Source organism: Pantoea sp. 18059, assembly GCF_902706165.1.
Classification (GTDB): Bacteria; Pseudomonadota; Gammaproteobacteria; order Enterobacterales; family Enterobacteriaceae; genus Pantoea; species Pantoea agglomerans.
The window spans coordinates 1-16,617 of record NZ_CACSJS010000008.1 but is presented as its reverse complement, the minus strand read 5'-3'; the positions used below and the strand labels follow the sequence as shown (position 1 = coordinate 16,617).

Annotated in this window: 16 protein-coding genes; 13 read left to right on the top strand and 3 right to left on the bottom strand. The window is 55.6% G+C overall.

Going from position 1 to position 16,617, the window contains the following annotated elements:
* The first annotated feature begins 10 nt into the window (after positions 1-10).
* From GVJ63_RS18405 to tatD, 6 genes are all read left to right on the top strand, one after another.
* The gene (locus tag GVJ63_RS18405; protein WP_033785768.1) at positions 11-616 is read left to right on the top strand and encodes an SCP2 domain-containing protein; all 606 of its coding nucleotides are present in this window, start codon (positions 11-13) and stop codon (positions 614-616) included.
* Entirely contained in the window at positions 613-2,250 is a 1,638-nt protein-coding gene (gene ubiB, locus GVJ63_RS18400; RefSeq protein WP_010257248.1) for a ubiquinone biosynthesis regulatory protein kinase UbiB, read from the top strand. Before GVJ63_RS18405 ends, ubiB begins: the two co-directional genes overlap by 4 nt.
* A gap of 109 nt (positions 2,251-2,359) precedes the next feature.
* Positions 2,360-2,614, top strand: coding sequence for a Sec-independent protein translocase subunit TatA (gene tatA / locus GVJ63_RS18395; RefSeq protein ID WP_010257244.1), 255 nt, complete (start codon positions 2,360-2,362; stop codon positions 2,612-2,614).
* Between the two features lie 3 nt (positions 2,615-2,617).
* Positions 2,618-3,283 (top strand): Sec-independent protein translocase protein TatB, encoded by a 666-nt coding sequence (gene tatB, locus GVJ63_RS18390; RefSeq protein WP_064690481.1) that lies wholly within the window; start codon positions 2,618-2,620, stop codon positions 3,281-3,283.
* Positions 3,283-4,041 carry a Sec-independent protein translocase subunit TatC gene (gene tatC, locus GVJ63_RS18385; protein WP_010257238.1) on the top strand — a complete coding sequence of 253 codons (759 nt, stop codon included), beginning with the start codon at positions 3,283-3,285 and terminating at the stop codon, positions 4,039-4,041. The genes tatB and tatC overlap by 1 nt, the downstream gene beginning before the upstream one ends.
* A gap of 88 nt (positions 4,042-4,129) precedes the next feature.
* On the top strand, positions 4,130-4,912 hold the full coding sequence (tatD, locus tag GVJ63_RS18380) for a 3'-5' ssDNA/RNA exonuclease TatD (RefSeq protein WP_010257234.1): 783 nt from the start codon (positions 4,130-4,132) through the stop codon (positions 4,910-4,912).
* Here the strand turns inward: tatD and rfaH are convergent.
* The gene (gene rfaH / locus GVJ63_RS18375) at positions 4,909-5,397 is read right to left on the bottom strand and encodes a transcription/translation regulatory transformer protein RfaH (RefSeq protein WP_010257230.1); all 489 of its coding nucleotides are present in this window, start codon (positions 5,395-5,397) and stop codon (positions 4,909-4,911) included. The two genes, tatD and rfaH, sit on opposite strands and share 4 nt — an antisense overlap.
* A gap of 206 nt (positions 5,398-5,603) precedes the next feature.
* Here rfaH and pepE point away from each other — a divergent pair, with 206 nt between their 5' ends.
* The 3 genes from pepE (at position 5,604) to fre (ending at position 8,637) form a co-directional block, all read left to right on the top strand.
* Positions 5,604-6,329 (top strand): dipeptidase PepE, encoded by a 726-nt coding sequence (pepE, locus tag GVJ63_RS18370; protein ID WP_022624874.1) that lies wholly within the window; start codon positions 5,604-5,606, stop codon positions 6,327-6,329.
* Between the two features lie 80 nt (positions 6,330-6,409).
* Positions 6,410-7,894, top strand: coding sequence for a 4-hydroxy-3-polyprenylbenzoate decarboxylase (gene ubiD, locus GVJ63_RS18365; protein ID WP_159227204.1), 1,485 nt, complete (start codon positions 6,410-6,412; stop codon positions 7,892-7,894).
* 41 nt (positions 7,895-7,935) lie between these two features.
* Positions 7,936-8,637 (top strand): NAD(P)H-flavin reductase, encoded by a 702-nt coding sequence (gene fre, locus GVJ63_RS18360; protein WP_010257219.1) that lies wholly within the window; start codon positions 7,936-7,938, stop codon positions 8,635-8,637.
* An 80-nt stretch (positions 8,638-8,717) separates the two neighbouring features.
* Here the strand turns inward: fre and fadA are convergent, their stop codons facing one another.
* Together fadA and fadB are read right to left on the bottom strand one after the other, a co-directional pair.
* Positions 8,718-9,881, bottom strand: a complete 1,164-nt coding sequence (gene fadA / locus GVJ63_RS18355; RefSeq protein ID WP_159227203.1) for an acetyl-CoA C-acyltransferase FadA — start codon at positions 9,879-9,881, stop codon at positions 8,718-8,720.
* Between the two features lie 10 nt (positions 9,882-9,891).
* Positions 9,892-12,075 (bottom strand): fatty acid oxidation complex subunit alpha FadB, encoded by a 2,184-nt coding sequence (gene fadB / locus GVJ63_RS18350; protein WP_159227202.1) that lies wholly within the window; start codon positions 12,073-12,075, stop codon positions 9,892-9,894.
* A gap of 186 nt (positions 12,076-12,261) precedes the next feature.
* Here fadB and pepQ point away from each other — a divergent pair, with 186 nt between their 5' ends.
* Genes pepQ through hemG form a run of 4 tightly spaced genes read left to right on the top strand, consistent with a single transcriptional unit; the run spans position 12,262 to position 16,245 of the window.
* Complete coding sequence (gene pepQ, locus GVJ63_RS18345) at positions 12,262-13,593, top strand: Xaa-Pro dipeptidase (protein ID WP_122889811.1); 1,332 nt, start codon at positions 12,262-12,264, stop codon at positions 13,591-13,593.
* Complete coding sequence (locus GVJ63_RS18340; protein ID WP_010257205.1) at positions 13,593-14,210, top strand: IMPACT family protein; 618 nt, start codon at positions 13,593-13,595, stop codon at positions 14,208-14,210. The genes pepQ and GVJ63_RS18340 overlap by 1 nt, the downstream gene beginning before the upstream one ends.
* Positions 14,211-14,242: 32 nt before the next feature.
* Positions 14,243-15,694: a Trk system potassium transporter TrkH gene (gene trkH / locus GVJ63_RS18335; RefSeq protein ID WP_010257200.1), complete on the top strand. Its 1,452-nt coding sequence runs from the start codon at positions 14,243-14,245 to the stop codon at positions 15,692-15,694.
* A 17-nt stretch (positions 15,695-15,711) separates the two neighbouring features.
* Entirely contained in the window at positions 15,712-16,245 is a 534-nt protein-coding gene (gene hemG / locus GVJ63_RS18330; protein WP_159227201.1) for a menaquinone-dependent protoporphyrinogen IX dehydrogenase, read from the top strand.
* Positions 16,246-16,617: the final 372 nt, after the last annotated feature.

Sequence of the window (16,617 nt, the reverse complement as noted above, 5' to 3'; positions counted from 1 at the left end):
TGAGATGGTAATGAACCTGACGCCCTTGATTACCGCGGGCCTGGAAACGGCGCTGAACCGTATTCTCTATCGCGATCGTGGCCTGAAACCGGCGCGGCAACGCCTGAATGGCAAAGTGCTGACGCTGCGCCTGAATGAGCTCTCTCATCCGCTGGTGCTGGTCTTCAGTGAACAGCAGGTCGATGTGTTGGCTGACTGGCAGGATCGCAGTGACTGCACGGTGATCACCTCGCTGAAAACCCTGCCGAAGCTGCGCGATCGCCAGCAGCTGACGCCGCTGATCCGTAGCGGTGAACTGCAGGTTGAAGGTGACCTGCAGGTGGTGCAGCAGTTCTCTGCGCTGATGGATCTGGCTGAGCTGGATCCGGCAGAATATCTGGCTCCCTGGGTCGGCGATATCGCCGCACAGGGGATCAGCCAGCGCTCACAACAGGCATTACGCTTTTTCAAAGGTGAAGTGCAGCGTCGCCAGGATTATCTCGGACAGGCCATAACCGAAGAGTGGCGTGTTGCGCCTGGCTCGCTGGAATTAGCCTGGTTTTCTGAGGAGGTCGACGCGATGGAACGTTCGCTTGAGGCGCTTGATGCGCGTCTGGCGCAGCTGGAGGCAAAATGAGTTTTGGAGAGATCCGCCGCTTATATCTGATCATGAAGGTGTTTCTGACCTATGGCCTTGATGAACTGATTCCTCAGACACGCCTCACTTTCCTGTTCCGCCTGTGGCGTCGCTCTGTTTTCTGGATCCCTAATCTGCATCAGCATGAACCGATCGGCGCACGTATGCGCATGGCGATGGAGCAGCTGGGTCCGGTCTGGATCAAGTTTGGCCAGATGCTGTCGACCCGTCGTGATCTCTTCCCGCCGCTGATTGCCGATCAACTGGCGATCCTGCAGGACCGTGTTGCGCCGTTCGATGGCGTCAAAGCCAAAGCGCAGATTGAAGCTTCAATGGGCGCGCCGATTGAAACCTGGTTTGATGATTTTGATATCAAGCCACTGGCTTCGGCATCCATTGCGCAGGTGCACACCGCCACGCTGAAATCAACTGGCAAGAAAGTGGTGATCAAAGTGATTCGCCCCGATATTTTGCCGGTGATTCGGGCGGACATGAAGCTGATCTATCGCCTGGCCCGCTGGGTCCCGCGCCTGTTGCCGGATGGCCGTCGTCTGCGTCCGGTCGAGGTGGTGCGCGATTATGAGAAAACCCTGCTTGATGAGCTGAATCTGTTACGTGAAGCGGCCAACGCCATTCAGTTGCGCCGGAATTTTGAAGATAGCCGCATGCTCTATGTGCCGGAAGTCTATTCCGACTACTGCAGCGAAACCATGATGGTGATGGAGCGCATCTACGGCATTCCGATTTCAGATGTTGCCACGCTGGAGCGTCATGGCGTTAATATGAAGCTGCTGGCAGAACGTGGCGTGCAGGTCTTCTTCACCCAGGTCTTCCGCGACAGCTTCTTCCATGCGGATATGCATCCTGGCAATATTTTTGTCAGCTATGAACATCCGGAAGATCCACAATATATCGGCATCGATTGCGGTATCGTGGGTTCACTGAACAAAGAAGATAAGCGCTATCTGGCTGAAAACTTTATCGCTTTTTTCAACCGTGACTACCGTAAGGTCGCGGAGTTGCACGTTGACTCAGGCTGGGTGCCGCCCGATACCAACGTAGAGGATTTCGAGTTTGCGATTCGTACGGTCTGCGAGCCGATTTTTGAAAAACCGCTGGCTGAAATCTCCTTCGGGCATGTGCTGCTGAACCTGTTCAACACCGCACGCCGCTTTAATATGGAAGTGCAGCCGCAGCTGGTCCTGCTGCAAAAAACGCTGCTCTATGTTGAAGGCATCGGCCGTCAGCTCTATCCGCAGCTCGACCTGTGGAAGACAGCCAAGCCCTTCCTGGAAGAGTGGATCAAAGATCAGGTGGGATTACCGGCTATTATCCGTGCGGTAAAAGAGAAAGCGCCATTCTGGGCTGAGAAGCTCCCTGAGCTGCCGGAGCTGTTTTACGACAGCATGCGCCAGCACAAACTTTTACGGCACAGCGTCGATAAATTAGTAGGCGATATGAATGCGCAGCGCGTCCGGCACCATCAGGCGCGTTACCTGTTCGGCGTTGGTGCAACGTTGCTGTTAAGCGGAACGGCTGTGCTGCTCACCCGACCGGATTGGGACTTTTTCCCGGCGGTTTTGATGGCCGCAGGAATTGTCTCCTGGTTAATCGGCTGGCGTAAGACAAACTGATTGTCACGTCCGTCTAAAAAAAGGTAATGTCGCTGGCTCAGGCCCGGTTGAAAAGGGCACTCTGTGGTGCATTACCTCATCGTTTTCACAGAATATTAGAGGCTATCTCATGGGCGGTATCAGTATCTGGCAATTGTTAATCATTGCCGTGATTGTTGTACTTCTGTTCGGTACCAACAAATTACGTAATCTGGGTTCAGATTTGGGTTCTTCGATTCGTGGCTTCAAAAAAGCCATGGGTGACGAGGACGACAAAAAGGATCAACCGAAAGAGCAGGACGCTGACTTCGCTGCCAAAACGCTGGCGGACAAACAGCAAACTTCGGCTAACAAAGAAGAAGCCAAGAACGACAAGCAGGTGTAAACCGTGTTTGATATTGGTTTTAGTGAACTGGTATTGGTGTTCGTGATCGGGCTGATTGTACTCGGCCCGCAACGTTTACCGGTTGCGGTGAAAACCGTGGTCGGCTGGATCAGGGCGATTCGTTCGCTGGCAGCCAATGTACAACATGAACTGGCGCAGGAGCTCAAGCTGCAGGAGTTGCAGGAGAGCCTGAAAAAGGTGGAAGAAGCGGGCCGTGGCACGCTCTCACCAGAGCTGAAAGAGTCGATGGAAGAGCTGCGTAAAACTGCGGATTCAATGAAACGCTCGGTCAGTCAGAGCATCGACATTGAAAAAGAGGAAGACGAGGCAAACACCATCCATTCGGCTCAGCACAGGCCCGCGCCTGCTCCGGCTGAGCCTTCGGCGACACCGGCTACAGCAGAACATCAGGCCAGTGCCCCGGCACAGACACCGTCTGCGGTTTCAGACTCAGGCCCGGCGGTGCAGCCCTCTGCCGCACCTTCTGCCGTCGCCAATGCTCCTGCACCGGCTTCTTCAGCGGTTTCATCAGGTCCGGCGGCGCAATGCTCTGCCGCACCAACCGCTGTGGCCAGCGCACCGGCACAGGCACCCACTGGCGACGTCGCCAGGCCGGCCGATCCTGCGCGTCAGTCCGCTACCCCCTCTTCTGCAAGTGATGAACGATAATGGCCGTTGAAGATACCCAACCGCTCATCAGTCATCTGATTGAGCTGCGTAAGCGACTACTGAACTGCATCATCGCCGTATTAGCGATTTTCCTGGTGCTGGTTTATTTCGCCAACGACATCTACCAGCTGGTTGCGGCACCGCTAATCAGCCAGATGCCGGTGGGCTCCAGCATGATCGCGACCGATGTGGCCTCACCGTTTTTCACCCCGATTAAGCTGACCATTATAGTGTCGGTGTTTCTTGCGGTGCCGGTGATCCTCTATCAGGTCTGGGCATTTGTCGCCCCGGCGCTTTACCGTCATGAGCGCAGGCTGGTTATGCCGCTGCTGTTTTCCAGCACCTTCCTTTTCTACTTCGGCGTGGCCTTTGCCTATTTCGTGGTCTTCCCGCTGGCATTTGGTTTTTTCACCAAGACAGCGCCGATCGGCGTGACTGTAGCAACGGATATCTCCAAATACCTCGATTTTGTCATGACGCTGTTTATGGCATTTGGCGTGGCGTTTGAAGTGCCGGTGGCGATTGTGTTGCTGTGCTGGACCGGTATCACCAGCCCGGAAGAGTTGAAGAAGAAACGTCCCTATATTCTGGTGGGCGCCTTCGTGGTCGGGATGTTGCTCACACCGCCGGATGTTTTTTCCCAAACTTTGCTCGCTATTCCGATGTACTGCCTGTTTGAAGTCGGCGTATTCTTTTCCCGTTACTATGTGGGTAAAGGCCGCCGGTTACAGGATGAAGAAGAGAATACCGACTCCTGATGCGGACAGCTTTACCCGCACTGGCGGGAAGCGATCAATCCAAACCGCCCTGATGGGCGGTTTTTGTTTATAAACTGTGGGAAAAATTATGTTTGATATCGGTGTAAACCTGACCAGCACGCAATTCGCCTCCGACCGGCAAAAGGTGGTTAAACGCGCGCGTGATGCGGGCGTCACCGGCATGCTTATTACCGGCACTAACGCGCTGGAGAGCCAGCAGGCTCAGCGACTGGCTGAAGATCAAGCGGGCTTCTGTTGGTCTACCGCGGGCGTCCATCCTCATCATGCCAGCGAATGGTCAACGGAAATTGCCAGCACCCTGCGTCGCCTGGCTGAAAAACCGGAAGTGGTTGCCATCGGTGAATGCGGACTCGATTTCAATCGCAATCTGTCGGCTCATGAGCAGCAGGAGTATGCGTTTGATGCGCAGCTGGCTCTGGCGGCGGAACTCAATATGCCGGTCTTTCTGCACTGCCGCGAAGCCCATGCGCGTTTCGCTGCAGTGCTGGCGCCCTGGCTGCCAAAACTGCCTGGCGCGGTAATCCACTGCTTTACCGGCACGCGTGACGAACTGGAAGCCTGTCTGGGCATGGGATTATCGGTAGGGATTACGGGCTGGGTATGCGATGAGCGCCGTGGTCTGGAGTTGCGCGAGCTGCTGCCACTGATTCCGGCCGATCGCCTGCTGCTGGAAACGGATGCCCCATATCTGCTGCCGCGCGACATGCGTCCACGCCCGACTTCGCGCCGTAATGAACCCTGCTTTTTACCGCATATTGTGCACCAGGTGGCGACATGGCGTGGTGAGAGTGCTGAGGAACTGGCGACCCGCATCGACCATAATGCGCGGACGTTATTCAGACTGGCTTAAATCTTGCGGAACTGCTTGTTGTCGACGCTGCGCATTACCTGCTTGTTCAGCAAATTAAGCAACAGAATTGAGCGCGTTTCACCATCCGGCTCGGCAAAGATAGCGCGCAGCCCTTCAAACGTCCCGTCGGTGATGACCACTTCATCACCGCTTTGCGGCGTTTCAGGGTCAAGCAGGATTTGCGGGACGTCTGTTTCCAGCGCTTCAATCACGGCTGAAGGCACTGTCGCGGGCGTCGTGCCAAAGCGCACGAAGTGGCTGACGCCACGGGTGCTGCTGATCGTCGTGGTGTGAATGGCTTCCGGATCAAACTCGATAAACAGATAATTCGGGAACAGTGGCTCACTCACGGTGGTGCGTTTACCGCGCACGATCTTTTCCAGAGCGATCATCGGGCTGAGGCAATGCACTTCCTGCCGCTCCAGATGCTCCTTCGCGCGCAGTAGCTGTCCACGTTTGCAATAGAGTAAGTACCAGGATTCCATAACTGCTCCCATTGAATGGACGCTAAGAATAGCAAACCTGTTGCCAGAGTTATAGCGCAGGGGCAGGGTAAAGCGTCCCGCAAAGAAAATAAACTGAGACTTTTCTTAAGATGCCCGATGGCAGCAGAAAAGGTGACTGAAAATTGACGTCTGCTATTGCTCTGTATCAGACTCAATGACCATCACATCTGCAAAAGGATCCTCTGATGGAACTCTTTCTGTTGAGCAACGGCAAGCTGGCGGATGATGCGCCGCTGCTGGGCTATGCGCAGCCGCAGCTGCACGCCATGATCGCCCGACGCGCTATCCGCTCGGCGGTACTGATCCCCTATGCGATTATTCGTGGCGATCAGCAGCAACGCGCCGCCGAACTCAGTGCCTCACTGGGCATTCAGGTTGAGCGGGTTCAGGCATTCGCCTCACCGGCTGAAGCGATTGCGCAGGCAGAGCTGATTTTAGTCAGCGGCGGCAACACGTGGTTCCTGAATCAGATGCTGCATGAGCAGGGTCTGATCGGGGCGATTCAGCGCGCGGTGCGGGAGCGGCAGGTACCTTATGTCGGCTGGAGCGCAGGCTGCAACGTGGCGACGCCCTCAATCCGTACCACGAACGATATGCCGGTGCGCAGCAGCGTGGTGCTGCCTGCGCTGGGACTCTTTCCGGTGCAGATTAATCCCCACTATCTGGATGCCAGCGTCAGCAGTCATATGGGCGAAACCCGTGACGAACGGCTGGCAGAGTTCTGTGCAGTTAATCCGACTGAGTCGGTGATTGCACTGCGTGAAGGCAGTTTTCTGCACGTTCACGACAATCAGCTGCGCTATCACAGCGTGCGAAACGAAGATTTTAAACTGTTTCGCCACGGCGAGCCGATTCAGGGGTATCACGATGCCCGCGCGTTACAACCGCTGGTTCCCTTTCAGTGCGTATGACGCTGCCATATAAACCTCAGCATAACCGCTTAATCAGACCTATAATGGCCGATTCACTCTGTCCGGAAAGCTAAAGCCGCATGAAATATCACGATTTAAGAGACTTTCTCGCGCTGCTCGAACAGCGCGGTGAGCTAAAGCGCATTACCCAGTCGATCGATCCTGAACTGGAAATGACCGAAATCGCCGACCGCACCCTGCGTGCCGGTGGCCCGGCTCTGCTGTTTGAAAACCCGAAAGGGTACGACATGCCGGTGCTGTGCAATCTGTTCGGCACACCAAAGCGTGTGGCAATGGGCATGGGCCAGGAAGAGGTCAGCGCACTGCGTGAAGTGGGTAAACTGCTGGCCTTCCTGAAAGAGCCGGAGCCGCCAAAAGGCTTCCGCGATCTGTTCGATAAGATGCCGCAGTTTAAGCAGGTCCTGAACATGCCGACCAAACGCCTGCGCAATGCACCCTGTCAGGAAGAGGTGTTCAGCGGCGATGAAGTCGATCTGACGAGCATTCCGGTGATGAAGTGCTGGCCGGGCGATGCGGCACCGCTGATTACCTGGGGGCTGACCGTAACGCGCGGCCCGCACAAAGAGCGGCAGAATCTTGGGATCTACCGGCAGCAGGTGATCGGCAAAAATCGTCTGATCATGCGCTGGCTGTCGCACCGTGGCGGCGCGCTCGACTATCTGGAGTGGACGAAAGCGCATCCGGGTGAGCGTTTTCCTGTCTCGGTGGCGCTGGGTGCCGATCCTGCCACTATCCTTGGGGCCGTAACGCCGGTGCCTGATACGCTGTCAGAATATGCGTTTGCCGGTTTACTGCGCGGCAATAAAACCGAAGTAGTGAAATGCCTCTCGAACGATCTCGAAGTTCCCGCCAGCGCGGAAATCGTGCTGGAAGGGTATATCGAAGCGGGCGATATGGCGCCGGAAGGACCTTACGGCGACCACACCGGCTACTACAATGAAGTAGATAGCTTCCCGGTGTTTACCGTTACGCATATTACGCAGCGCCATAAGCCTATCTATCACTCCACCTATACCGGCCGTCCGCCAGATGAACCTGCGGTGCTGGGGGTGGCGCTGAATGAAGTGCTGGTGCCGATTCTGGTGAAGCAGTTCCCGGAGATCGTGGACTTCTATCTGCCCCCAGAAGGGTGTTCATACCGGCTGGCGGTCGTGACGATTAAAAAGCAGTACGCGGGGCATGCCAAACGTGTCATGTTTGGCGTCTGGTCGTTTCTGCGTCAGTTCATGTACACCAAATTTGTTATTGTGTGTGACGATGACGTTAATGCGCGTGACTGGAACGACGTGATCTGGGCGATCACCACGCGTATGGATCCGGCCCGCGATACGGTATTAGTGGAAAATACCCCAATCGATTATCTCGATTTCGCTTCGCCCGTTTCCGGGCTGGGATCGAAGATGGGGATGGATGCGACCAATAAGTGGCCAGGTGAAACGCAGCGCGAATGGGGTACACCTATCGTCAAAGATCCTGCGGTCACCGCGCGCATTGATGCCATCTGGGATGAGCTAGGTATTTTTGATCAGCCGCCACAGCGTTGATGGCGAGCACAACCATAAAGACGACCCGACAGAGGGAACGCATGACAACGTTAAGCTGTAAAGTAACTTCGGTTGAGGCGATTACCGACACGGTCTATCGCGTTCGCCTGATCCCTGAAGCGGAATTCAGTTTTCGCGCGGGACAGTATCTGATGGTAGTGATGGACGAGCGTGACAAGCGTCCGTTCTCACTGGCCTCAACGCCGATGGAAAAAGATATCATTGAGCTGCATATCGGCGCGTCCGATCTGAACCTCTATGCCATGGCCGTCATGGATCGCATCCGTAACGATCGCCAGATTACGGTTGATATGCCGCACGGCGATGCCTGGCTGCGTGAAGAGAGCAGCAAGCCGCTGATCCTGATTGCAGGCGGCACCGGTTTCTCCTATGCCCGTTCGATTCTGCTCACTGCACTGGCGGAACAGCCAGAGCGCGATATCGCCATTTACTGGGGCGGACGTGAGCTCAAGCATTTGTACGATCTGGAAGAGCTGGATGCGCTGGCGGTGAAGCACCCGAACCTGAAGGTGATTCCGGTTGTCGAGCAACCTGAAGCGGGCTGGCAGGGCCGTTCAGGCACGGTATTGACGGCAGTAATGCAGGACTTCAGTACGCTGAGCGAGCATGAGATCTACATCGCCGGACGTTTTGAGATGGCGAAGATTGCCCGCGATCGTTTCTGTGCCGAGCGTGGCGCGGTGGAGTCACAGATGTACGGCGATGCGTTTGCCTTTATCTGATTCCCTGTAGCAGCCTGTAGCAGACAGAAAAAACCCGCCGGTTTACGGCGGGTAAATCTGACAAAGTAAGACTCAACGTATTACAGACGCTCGAATACGGTCGCAATGCCCTGACCCAGTCCGATACACATGGTGGCGAGGCCAAAACGGGCATCGCGTCGCTCCATAATATTCAGCAATGTCGTGCTGATGCGTGCGCCGGAGCAGCCCAGCGGATGGCCTAACGCAATCGCGCCGCCATTCAGATTGACCTTATCATCCATCCGTTCCAGCAAACCTAAGTCCTTGATGCAGGGCAGCGTCTGCGCGGCAAAGGCTTCGTTCAGCTCAAACACATCGATATTACTGACGCTCAGTCCCGCCCGTTTCAATGCCAGTTTGCTGGCCGGTACCGGTCCATAGCCCATTATCGAAGGATCACAGCCCACCACCGCCATGCTGCGGATGCGCGCGCGCGGTGTCAGCCCCAGCTCACGGGCGCGTGATTCACTCATGACCAGCATGGCGGCCGCGCCATCTGACAACGCCGACGATGTACCCGCCGTGACGGTGCCGTTTACCGGATCGAAGGCGGGTTTGAGTGCCGCCAGTCCTTCGGCGCTGGTCTCCTCGCGAATCACCTCATCGAAGTCATAGCGTTTAAGAATGCCGTCGCTGTCGTGACCATAGGTGGCGACAATCTCTGTTGCAAAGTCCCCACGCTGGGTGGCCTGCCAGGCCCGCTGGTGTGAACGCAGGGCAAATGCATCCTGCTGCTCACGGCTGATATGATGCATTCGCGCCAGCATTTCAGCCGTTAAGCCCATCATGCCTGCTGCTTTTGCCACAGTACGGCCCAGACCGGGATGAAAGTCGACGCCGTGATTCATCGGCACATGTCCCATATGCTCCACGCCACCGATCAGACAGCATTGCGCATCACCGACCATAATGGCGCGGGCCGCATCATGCAGCGCCTGCATTGAAGAGCCACACAGTCGGTTGACGGTGGTGGCCGGCACTGAATGCGGGATTTCGGCCAGCAGCGCGGCGTTACGCGCGATATTAAATCCCTGTTCCAGCGTCTGCTGTACGCAGCCCCAGACGATATCGTCCAGTGATGTCGAGTTCACCGCCGGGTTGCGGCTCAGGAGTTCGCGCATCAGGTGCGCAGAGAGATCTTCAGCGCGCACGTGACGAAAGGCGCCGCCTTTTGAACGTCCCATTGGCGTGCGCACCGCATCAATAATCACCACATTTTCCATCTTTTTGCCCTCAGGCGCTTTTCAGCGCGGCTTCATCAATCGGTTTGGCGGCGGGATACCAGCTTTCATGCTGATGGGCTTTCTGCACCAGCAGCGCAGGCAGGGCATATAAGCCTCCGAGCGCGCTATAACGCCGGGCCTGATCCACCACGTTGCTGTTGCCCAGGGTATCGAGATAGCGGAAAGCGCCGCCACGGAAAGGCGGGAAGCCGAGACCATAGACCAGCGCCATATCCGCTTCAGCTGGCGAGGCAATAATCTTCTCTTCCAGGCAGCGCACTACTTCATTCAGCATTGGCAGCATCATGCGATTCAGAATCTCTTCATCGCTGAAGACCCGCTTAGGCTGGCAGACCTGCTCCAGCAGCATATCCACTTCGGTATCAGCCACTTTTGTCAGCTTGCCCTTTTTATCTTCTTCCCAGCGCCAGAAGCCTTTGCCATTTTTCTGGCCAAAACGACCGGCATCAAACAGCAGATCGATCGCATCACGATAGTCATGCTTCATACGATCCGGGAAACCGTCAGCCATGACGCTTTGCGCGTGGTGCGCGGTATCGATGCCGACCACATCCAGCAGCCATGAGGGGCCCATCGGCCAGCCAAACTGTTTTTCCATCACTTTATCAATCTGACGGAAATCGGCGCCGTCGCGCAGCAGCAGGCTGAAAGCGGCGAAGTAAGGGAACAGCACCCGGTTAACAAAGAAGCCCGGACAGTCATTCACTACGATCGGGGTTTTGCCCATTTTGCTGGCCCAGGCCACCACTTTGCTCAGGGTCGCTTCACTGGTTTTCTCGCCACGAACCACCTCTACCAGCGGCATACGCGGTACCGGATTGAAGAAGTGCATGCCGCAGAAGTTTTCCGGACGCTGCAACGCCTGCGCCAGCTGGCTGATGGGAATGGTCGAGGTATTGGAGGCCAGAATCGCATCTTCACGCAGATGCTGTTCGGTTTCCGCCAGCACTTTTGCCTTGATCAGCGGATTCTCTACCACCGCTTCAACCACCACATCAGCCTGTTCAAAACCGGCGTAATCCAGCGTGGGCTGGATAGTGGCGATCACACTGGCGAGTTTGTTGCCGTCGATTTTGCCGCGTTCCAGCAGCTTATTTAGCAGCTTGCTGGCTTCGTTCATCCCCAGCGTTAACGCCTGTGGATTAATATCTTTCATTCTGACCGGCACGCCTTTCCACGCAGACTGGTAGCTGATGCCGCCACCCATGATGCCTGCGCCCAGTACCGCTGCCTGAGCGGGTGCGCCGCTTTCGCTGCCGCGCTTTTTCGCCAGACCTTTCACATACTGGTCGTTGAGGAAGATGCCGACCAGCGCGCGTGCTTCATCAGACTGGGCCAGCGGCACAAACGCTGCGGTTTCAAGCTTCAGCGCGTCATCGCGGCCAAGGCTGGCTGCGGCTTCAATGGTTTTTACTGCCATCAGCGGAGCGGGATAATGTTTACCTGCGGTTTGCAGCACCATGGTTTTCGCGATAGTGAAGCTCATGGCCGCTTCAATCGGGCTGAGTTTCAGCGGAGCCAGCTTAGGGGCCCGGCGGGCGCGCCAGCTGCCATCAGTGGCAGCGGCTTTGAGCATGGTGATTCCCGCCTCACGCAGTTTCTCGCGAGACACCACCGCATCGACCAGACCGAGTTTAAGAGCGGCATTGCCATCGACATCTTTTCCCGCCGCAATAATTTCCAGCGCACTGTCGGCGCCCAGCAGGCGCGGCAATCGCACGCTGCCGCCAAATCCCGGCATGATGCCGAGTTTGGTTTCCGGCAGGCCAATACGGGCGTCCGCAGTAGCGATACGCAGATCGGTTGCCAGTACGCATTCACATCCGCCGCCCAGTGCATAGCCGTCAATGGCGGCCAGAGTCGGTACCGGCAAATCTTCCAGACGATTGAAGATGCTGTTGGCGTAACTCAGCCACTGGCTCAGTTTTTCGGTGGGTGCATCAAACAGTGAAAGGAACTCGGTGATATCTGCCCCTACAATAAATGCAGGTTTAGCGGAGCTCAGCAGCAGGCCGCGCAGTTCTGGCTGCTGCTCCAGCACAGCTATTGCCTCGCCCAGGCTGGCGACAGTTTGCGTATCGAGCTTGTTGACCGAGCCCGTAGCGTCAAAAACCAGCTCGGCGATGCCATCGTCCAGCCAGTGAAGAGTAAGGTTAGCGCCTTGGTAGAGCATGTGCGTCTCCTGAAACCGCGAAAGGTGATCTGGTCATACCAGATGATCGTGAGTGTGGGAGTGATGTTAATTTTTTGCAAACTGGTCTTTGCTTATTTGCTAACAAGATCACAGCTGCGCCGACTTCGGCATCTGCGCAAGGGGTATGCTAAACTGCGGCCATTTCGCGACACTGGAGAGACGTCAATGGATTCACTGAAGACCTTGTATCACGCGCACATCGCCACGTTGCAACAACGGGCGCAGCAGGTGCTGGCACGCAATAAACTGGATGCGATGTTGATCCATTCCGGTGAGTTGTTGACGGTGTTTCTGGATGATCACACTTATCCGTTTAAGGTGAATCCGCAGTTCAAGGCCTGGGTGCCGGTGACGCAGGTGCCCAACTGCTGGCTCTGGATTGATGGGGTGAACAAACCGAAACTGTGGTTCTACTCTCCGGTGGATTACTGGCATAACGTTGAACCGTTGCCGGATAGCTTCTGGACCGGGGATGTCGACGTTATCGGCCTGAAAAATGCGGATGAGATAGCGCAGTTGCTGCCTGCACAGCGTGATAACGTCGCCTATATCGGCCCGGTTAACGCGCGTGCATCTCAGCTCGGCATCGCCTCTGGCAATATTAATCCCAAAGCGGTAATCGACTTCCTGCACTTCCATCGCAGCATCAAAACTGATTATGAACTCGCCTGTCTGCGCCAGGCGCAGAAGCTGGCGGTTGCCGGTCATCGCGCGGCGAAAGAGGCGTTCTCGGCGGGCTTAAGTGAGTTCGATATCAATCAGGCGTATCTGACCGCTACCGGTCATCGCGACACCGATGTACCTTACGGCAATATCATTGCGCTGAATGAGCACGCTGCGGTGCTGCACTACACCCGGCTGGATCATCAGCCACCGGCGAAACGCCATAGCTTTTTGATTGATGCGGGTGCCGAGTATCTTGGCTATGCCGCTGATTTGACCCGCAGCTATGCGGCGCAGAGCAGTTCGCTCTATGCCAGAATGGTTGAGGCGATGAACACTGAAGAGCTGGCCCTGATAGCCACGCTGAAACCGGGCGTACGCTACACCGATTACCACCTTCAGATGCATCAGCGTATTGCGAAGATGTTGCTGAAGTTTGAGCTGGTTCAGGGAATCAGCGAAGAAGCGCTGGTGGCTGAAGATCTGACCGGTCCGTTTATGCCACATGGCCTGGGGCATCCGCTGGGTCTGCAGGTCCATGACGTTGCCGGTTTTATGCAGGATGAGCAGGGCACCCATCTCGCCGCGCCAGCGCAATATCCTTATCTTCGCTGCACCCGCGTGCTGCAACCGGGCATGGTATTAACCATTGAGCCGGGCTTCTATATTATTGATTCGTTACTGAAGCCGCTGCGTGAAGGTCGTTTCAGTCAGCACTTTAACTGGCAGGTCATTGATGCGCTTCGGCCTTATGGCGGGATTCGTATCGAGGATAACGTGGTGATCCATGCGCATCGCGTTGAGAACATGACCCGCGATCTGCATCTGGCCTGATGGAGGCCTTTGATATTCCCGCTGTGCCAGTAAGCAGCAGTGAGGAGACAATCAAAAAGAGTCGCTTCATTACGCTACTGGCGCACACCGAGGGTGCAGAGGCAGCGCGCGCGTTTGTCCAGCAGGTTAAAAGCGAGCATCCCACTGCCCGGCATCACTGCTGGGCCTGGGTAGCGGGCGCGCCGAATGATTCTCAGCAACTCGGTTTCTCTGATGATGGTGAACCTTCGGGTACGGCAGGGAAACCGATGCTGGCGCAACTGATGGGCGCGGATATTGGCGAGATTACCGCTGTGGTGGTGCGTTACTACGGTGGCATCATGCTGGGAACCGGCGGCTTAGTGAAAGCATATGGTGGTGGCGTCCAGCAGGGGCTTAAGCAGCTGCCACGGCAGCGCAAAGTGCCGATGAAGCTGTTCACTTTGCAATGTGACTATGCACAGCTCAGTGATATTGAACGGCTGGTACAGCGTTTTGAAGGTAAGGTGACCGACAGCCAGTTTCAGGATCGTATTGCGTTGACGCTGGCTGTACCTTACGGACAGATCGACGGGTTCAAAAAAAATCTGTCAGACTTTAGTCGGGGCGCGTTATCGCTGATCCCGCTCACACCATGATGTTCATCTCTTTTATTTAAAGGAACGGCTGAATGCACTTTCGCGCCATTACCCGCATAGTCGGTCTGCTGGTGATCCTCTTTTCAGTGACGATGATTTTGCCCGGCCTGGTCGCCTTAATTTATCGCGATGGCGCAGGGCGGGCGTTTAGCCAGACTTTTATGATGGCGCTGGTGATCGGCTCGCTGCTGTGGTGGCCGAATCGCAAAAAGAAAACCGAACTCAAACCGCGGGAAGGGTTTCTGATTGTGGTCCTGTTCTGGACGGTGCTGGGCAGCGTAGGGGCGATGCCCTTTATCTTTGCCGAACAGCCGCATCTTTCGGTGACGGATGCGTTCTTTGAATCTTTCTCTGGCCTGACAACCACCGGTGCCACCACGCTGGTGGGGCTGGACTCGTTGCCTAAGGCGATTCTCTTCTATCGGCAGATGCTGCAGTGGCTGGGCGGTATGGGGATCATCGTATTAGCCGTGGCGATACTGCCGATTCTGGGCGTCGGGGGCATGCAGCTCTATCGCGCTGAAATGCCGGGGCCGCTGAAAGATAATAAAATGCGACCGCGTATCGCCGAGACGGCTAAAACACTCTGGCTGATCTACGTCCTGCTGACGATAGCCTGTGCGCTGGCATTGTGGCTGGCGGGAATGCCAGCGTTTGATGCTATTGGCCACAGTTTCTCGACTATCGCCATTGGCGGCTTCTCAACCCATGATGCCAGTATCGGCTATTTTAACAGTGGCACCATCAATACCATCGTGGCGGTGTTTCTGCTGATCTCAGGCTGTAACTACGGCCTGCACTTTGCCATGTTAAGCGGACGCAATCTGCGTGTGTACTGGCGCGACCCTGAGTTCCGCATGTTTATTGGCGTTCAGCTGACGCTGGTGTTGATCTGTACCCTGGTGCTCTGGTTCCATAATGTCTATGAAAGTGGCTGGCAGACGCTGAACCAGGCCTTTTTCCAGGTGGTCTCCATGGCGACGACTGCGGGATTCACGACCGACAGCATCGCACGCTGGCCATTGTTCCTGCCGGTACTGCTGTTGTGCTCCGCCTTTATCGGCGGCTGTGCCGGTTCAACCGGCGGTGGTCTGAAGGTGATTCGCATACTGCTGTTATGCAAGCAGGGTAACCGTGAGCTTAAGCGTCTGGTTCACCCCAATGCGGTCTACACCATTAAGCTGGGCAACCGGGCGCTGCCGGAACGTATCCTTGAAGCCGTATGGGGATTCTTCTCGGCTTATGCGCTGGTGTTCCTGATCAGCATGCTGGCGATCATCGCTACCGGTGTTGATGACTTCTCGGCTTTTGCTGCCGTTGCCGCGACGCTCAATAACCTCGGCCCTGGCTTGGGGGTCGTAGCTGATAACTTCACTTCAATGAATGACGTGGCGAAATGGATTCTTATTTCCACCATGTTGTTCGGGCGTCTCGAGGTATTCACCTTGCTGGTGCTGTTCACGCCTACTTTCTGGCGTGAATAATTAATAAGGATGCTGACATGAAAGCGCTGATTCTCTATTCCACTCGCGACGGACAAACCAAGAAGATTGCCTCTTCTATTGCTGATGTGATCCGCCAGCAGCAGCAGTGTGATGTACTGAACATTCAGGATGCCACTCTGCCTGACTGGGCACAGTATGATCGTGTGTTAATTGGCGCATCTATCCGCTATGGCCATTTTCAGCCGGTCGTCGATAAGTTCGTTAAACAACACCTTCATGAGTTGCAGCAGCGAACCAGCGGTTTCTTTTCGGTGAACCTGACGGCGCGCAAACCTGAGAAGCGCTCTCCTGAAACCAATGCCTATACGCAGAAGTTCCTGGCACACTCGCCGTGGCAGCCTGATTGCTGTGACGTGTTCGCAGGCGCGCTCTATTATCCGCGCTATCGCTGGTTCGATCGCGTCATGATCCAGTTGATTATGCGCATGACCGGTGGTGAGACAGATTCGACGAAAGAAGTGGAGTATACGGACTGGCAGCAGGTAAGCACTTTTGCCAATGATTTTGCACAGTTACCAGGCAAATCGTAGCGAAATAGCGCGATTTGATGAAAATTACTGCGAACGATAATCTTTTCGTAATAAACACTTGTCAGCCCGCGCGAACTCCCTATAATGCGCCTCCATCGACACGGAACACCGGCAACGGGAAGCGGGTTGAAAGGCACAGGAGACTGCGCCGCCGGAGAAAAACTTCTGAAATAGAGGTTGACTCTGCAGGAGGAAAGCGTAATATACGCCACCTCGCGACAGGACGCTAACGCACTGTTCGCACTGCTCTTTAACAATTTATCAGACAATCTGTGTGGGCACTCGCAGGATTGATATCAGCGTCTCCGGACGTAAAAAAATATCAAGCCTCACGAGTGAACACATAATGAAATTCATTATGACGTTTTACAG

Bases quoted from the DNA above. Each gene is read 5' to 3' on its own strand.
- GVJ63_RS18405 (WP_033785768.1), top strand. From the start codon at position 11: ATGAACCTGACGCCCTTGATTACCGCGGGCCTGGAAACGGCGCTGAAC.
- ubiB (WP_010257248.1), top strand. From the start codon at position 613: ATGAGTTTTGGAGAGATCCGCCGCTTATATCTGATCATGAAGGTGTTT.
- tatA (WP_010257244.1), top strand. From the start codon at position 2,360: ATGGGCGGTATCAGTATCTGGCAATTGTTAATCATTGCCGTGATTGTT.
- tatC (WP_010257238.1), top strand. From the start codon at position 3,283: ATGGCCGTTGAAGATACCCAACCGCTCATCAGTCATCTGATTGAGCTG.
- tatD (WP_010257234.1), top strand. From the start codon at position 4,130: ATGTTTGATATCGGTGTAAACCTGACCAGCACGCAATTCGCCTCCGAC.
- rfaH (WP_010257230.1), bottom strand. From the start codon at position 5,397: ATGGAATCCTGGTACTTACTCTATTGCAAACGTGGACAGCTACTGCGC.
- pepE (WP_022624874.1), top strand. From the start codon at position 5,604: ATGGAACTCTTTCTGTTGAGCAACGGCAAGCTGGCGGATGATGCGCCG.
- ubiD (WP_159227204.1), top strand. From the start codon at position 6,410: ATGAAATATCACGATTTAAGAGACTTTCTCGCGCTGCTCGAACAGCGC.
- fre (WP_010257219.1), top strand. From the start codon at position 7,936: ATGACAACGTTAAGCTGTAAAGTAACTTCGGTTGAGGCGATTACCGAC.
- fadA (WP_159227203.1), bottom strand. From the start codon at position 9,881: ATGGAAAATGTGGTGATTATTGATGCGGTGCGCACGCCAATGGGACGT.
- fadB (WP_159227202.1), bottom strand. From the start codon at position 12,075: ATGCTCTACCAAGGCGCTAACCTTACTCTTCACTGGCTGGACGATGGC.
- pepQ (WP_122889811.1), top strand. From the start codon at position 12,262: ATGGATTCACTGAAGACCTTGTATCACGCGCACATCGCCACGTTGCAA.
- GVJ63_RS18340 (WP_010257205.1), top strand. From the start codon at position 13,593: ATGGAGGCCTTTGATATTCCCGCTGTGCCAGTAAGCAGCAGTGAGGAG.
- trkH (WP_010257200.1), top strand. From the start codon at position 14,243: ATGCACTTTCGCGCCATTACCCGCATAGTCGGTCTGCTGGTGATCCTC.
- hemG (WP_159227201.1), top strand. From the start codon at position 15,712: ATGAAAGCGCTGATTCTCTATTCCACTCGCGACGGACAAACCAAGAAG.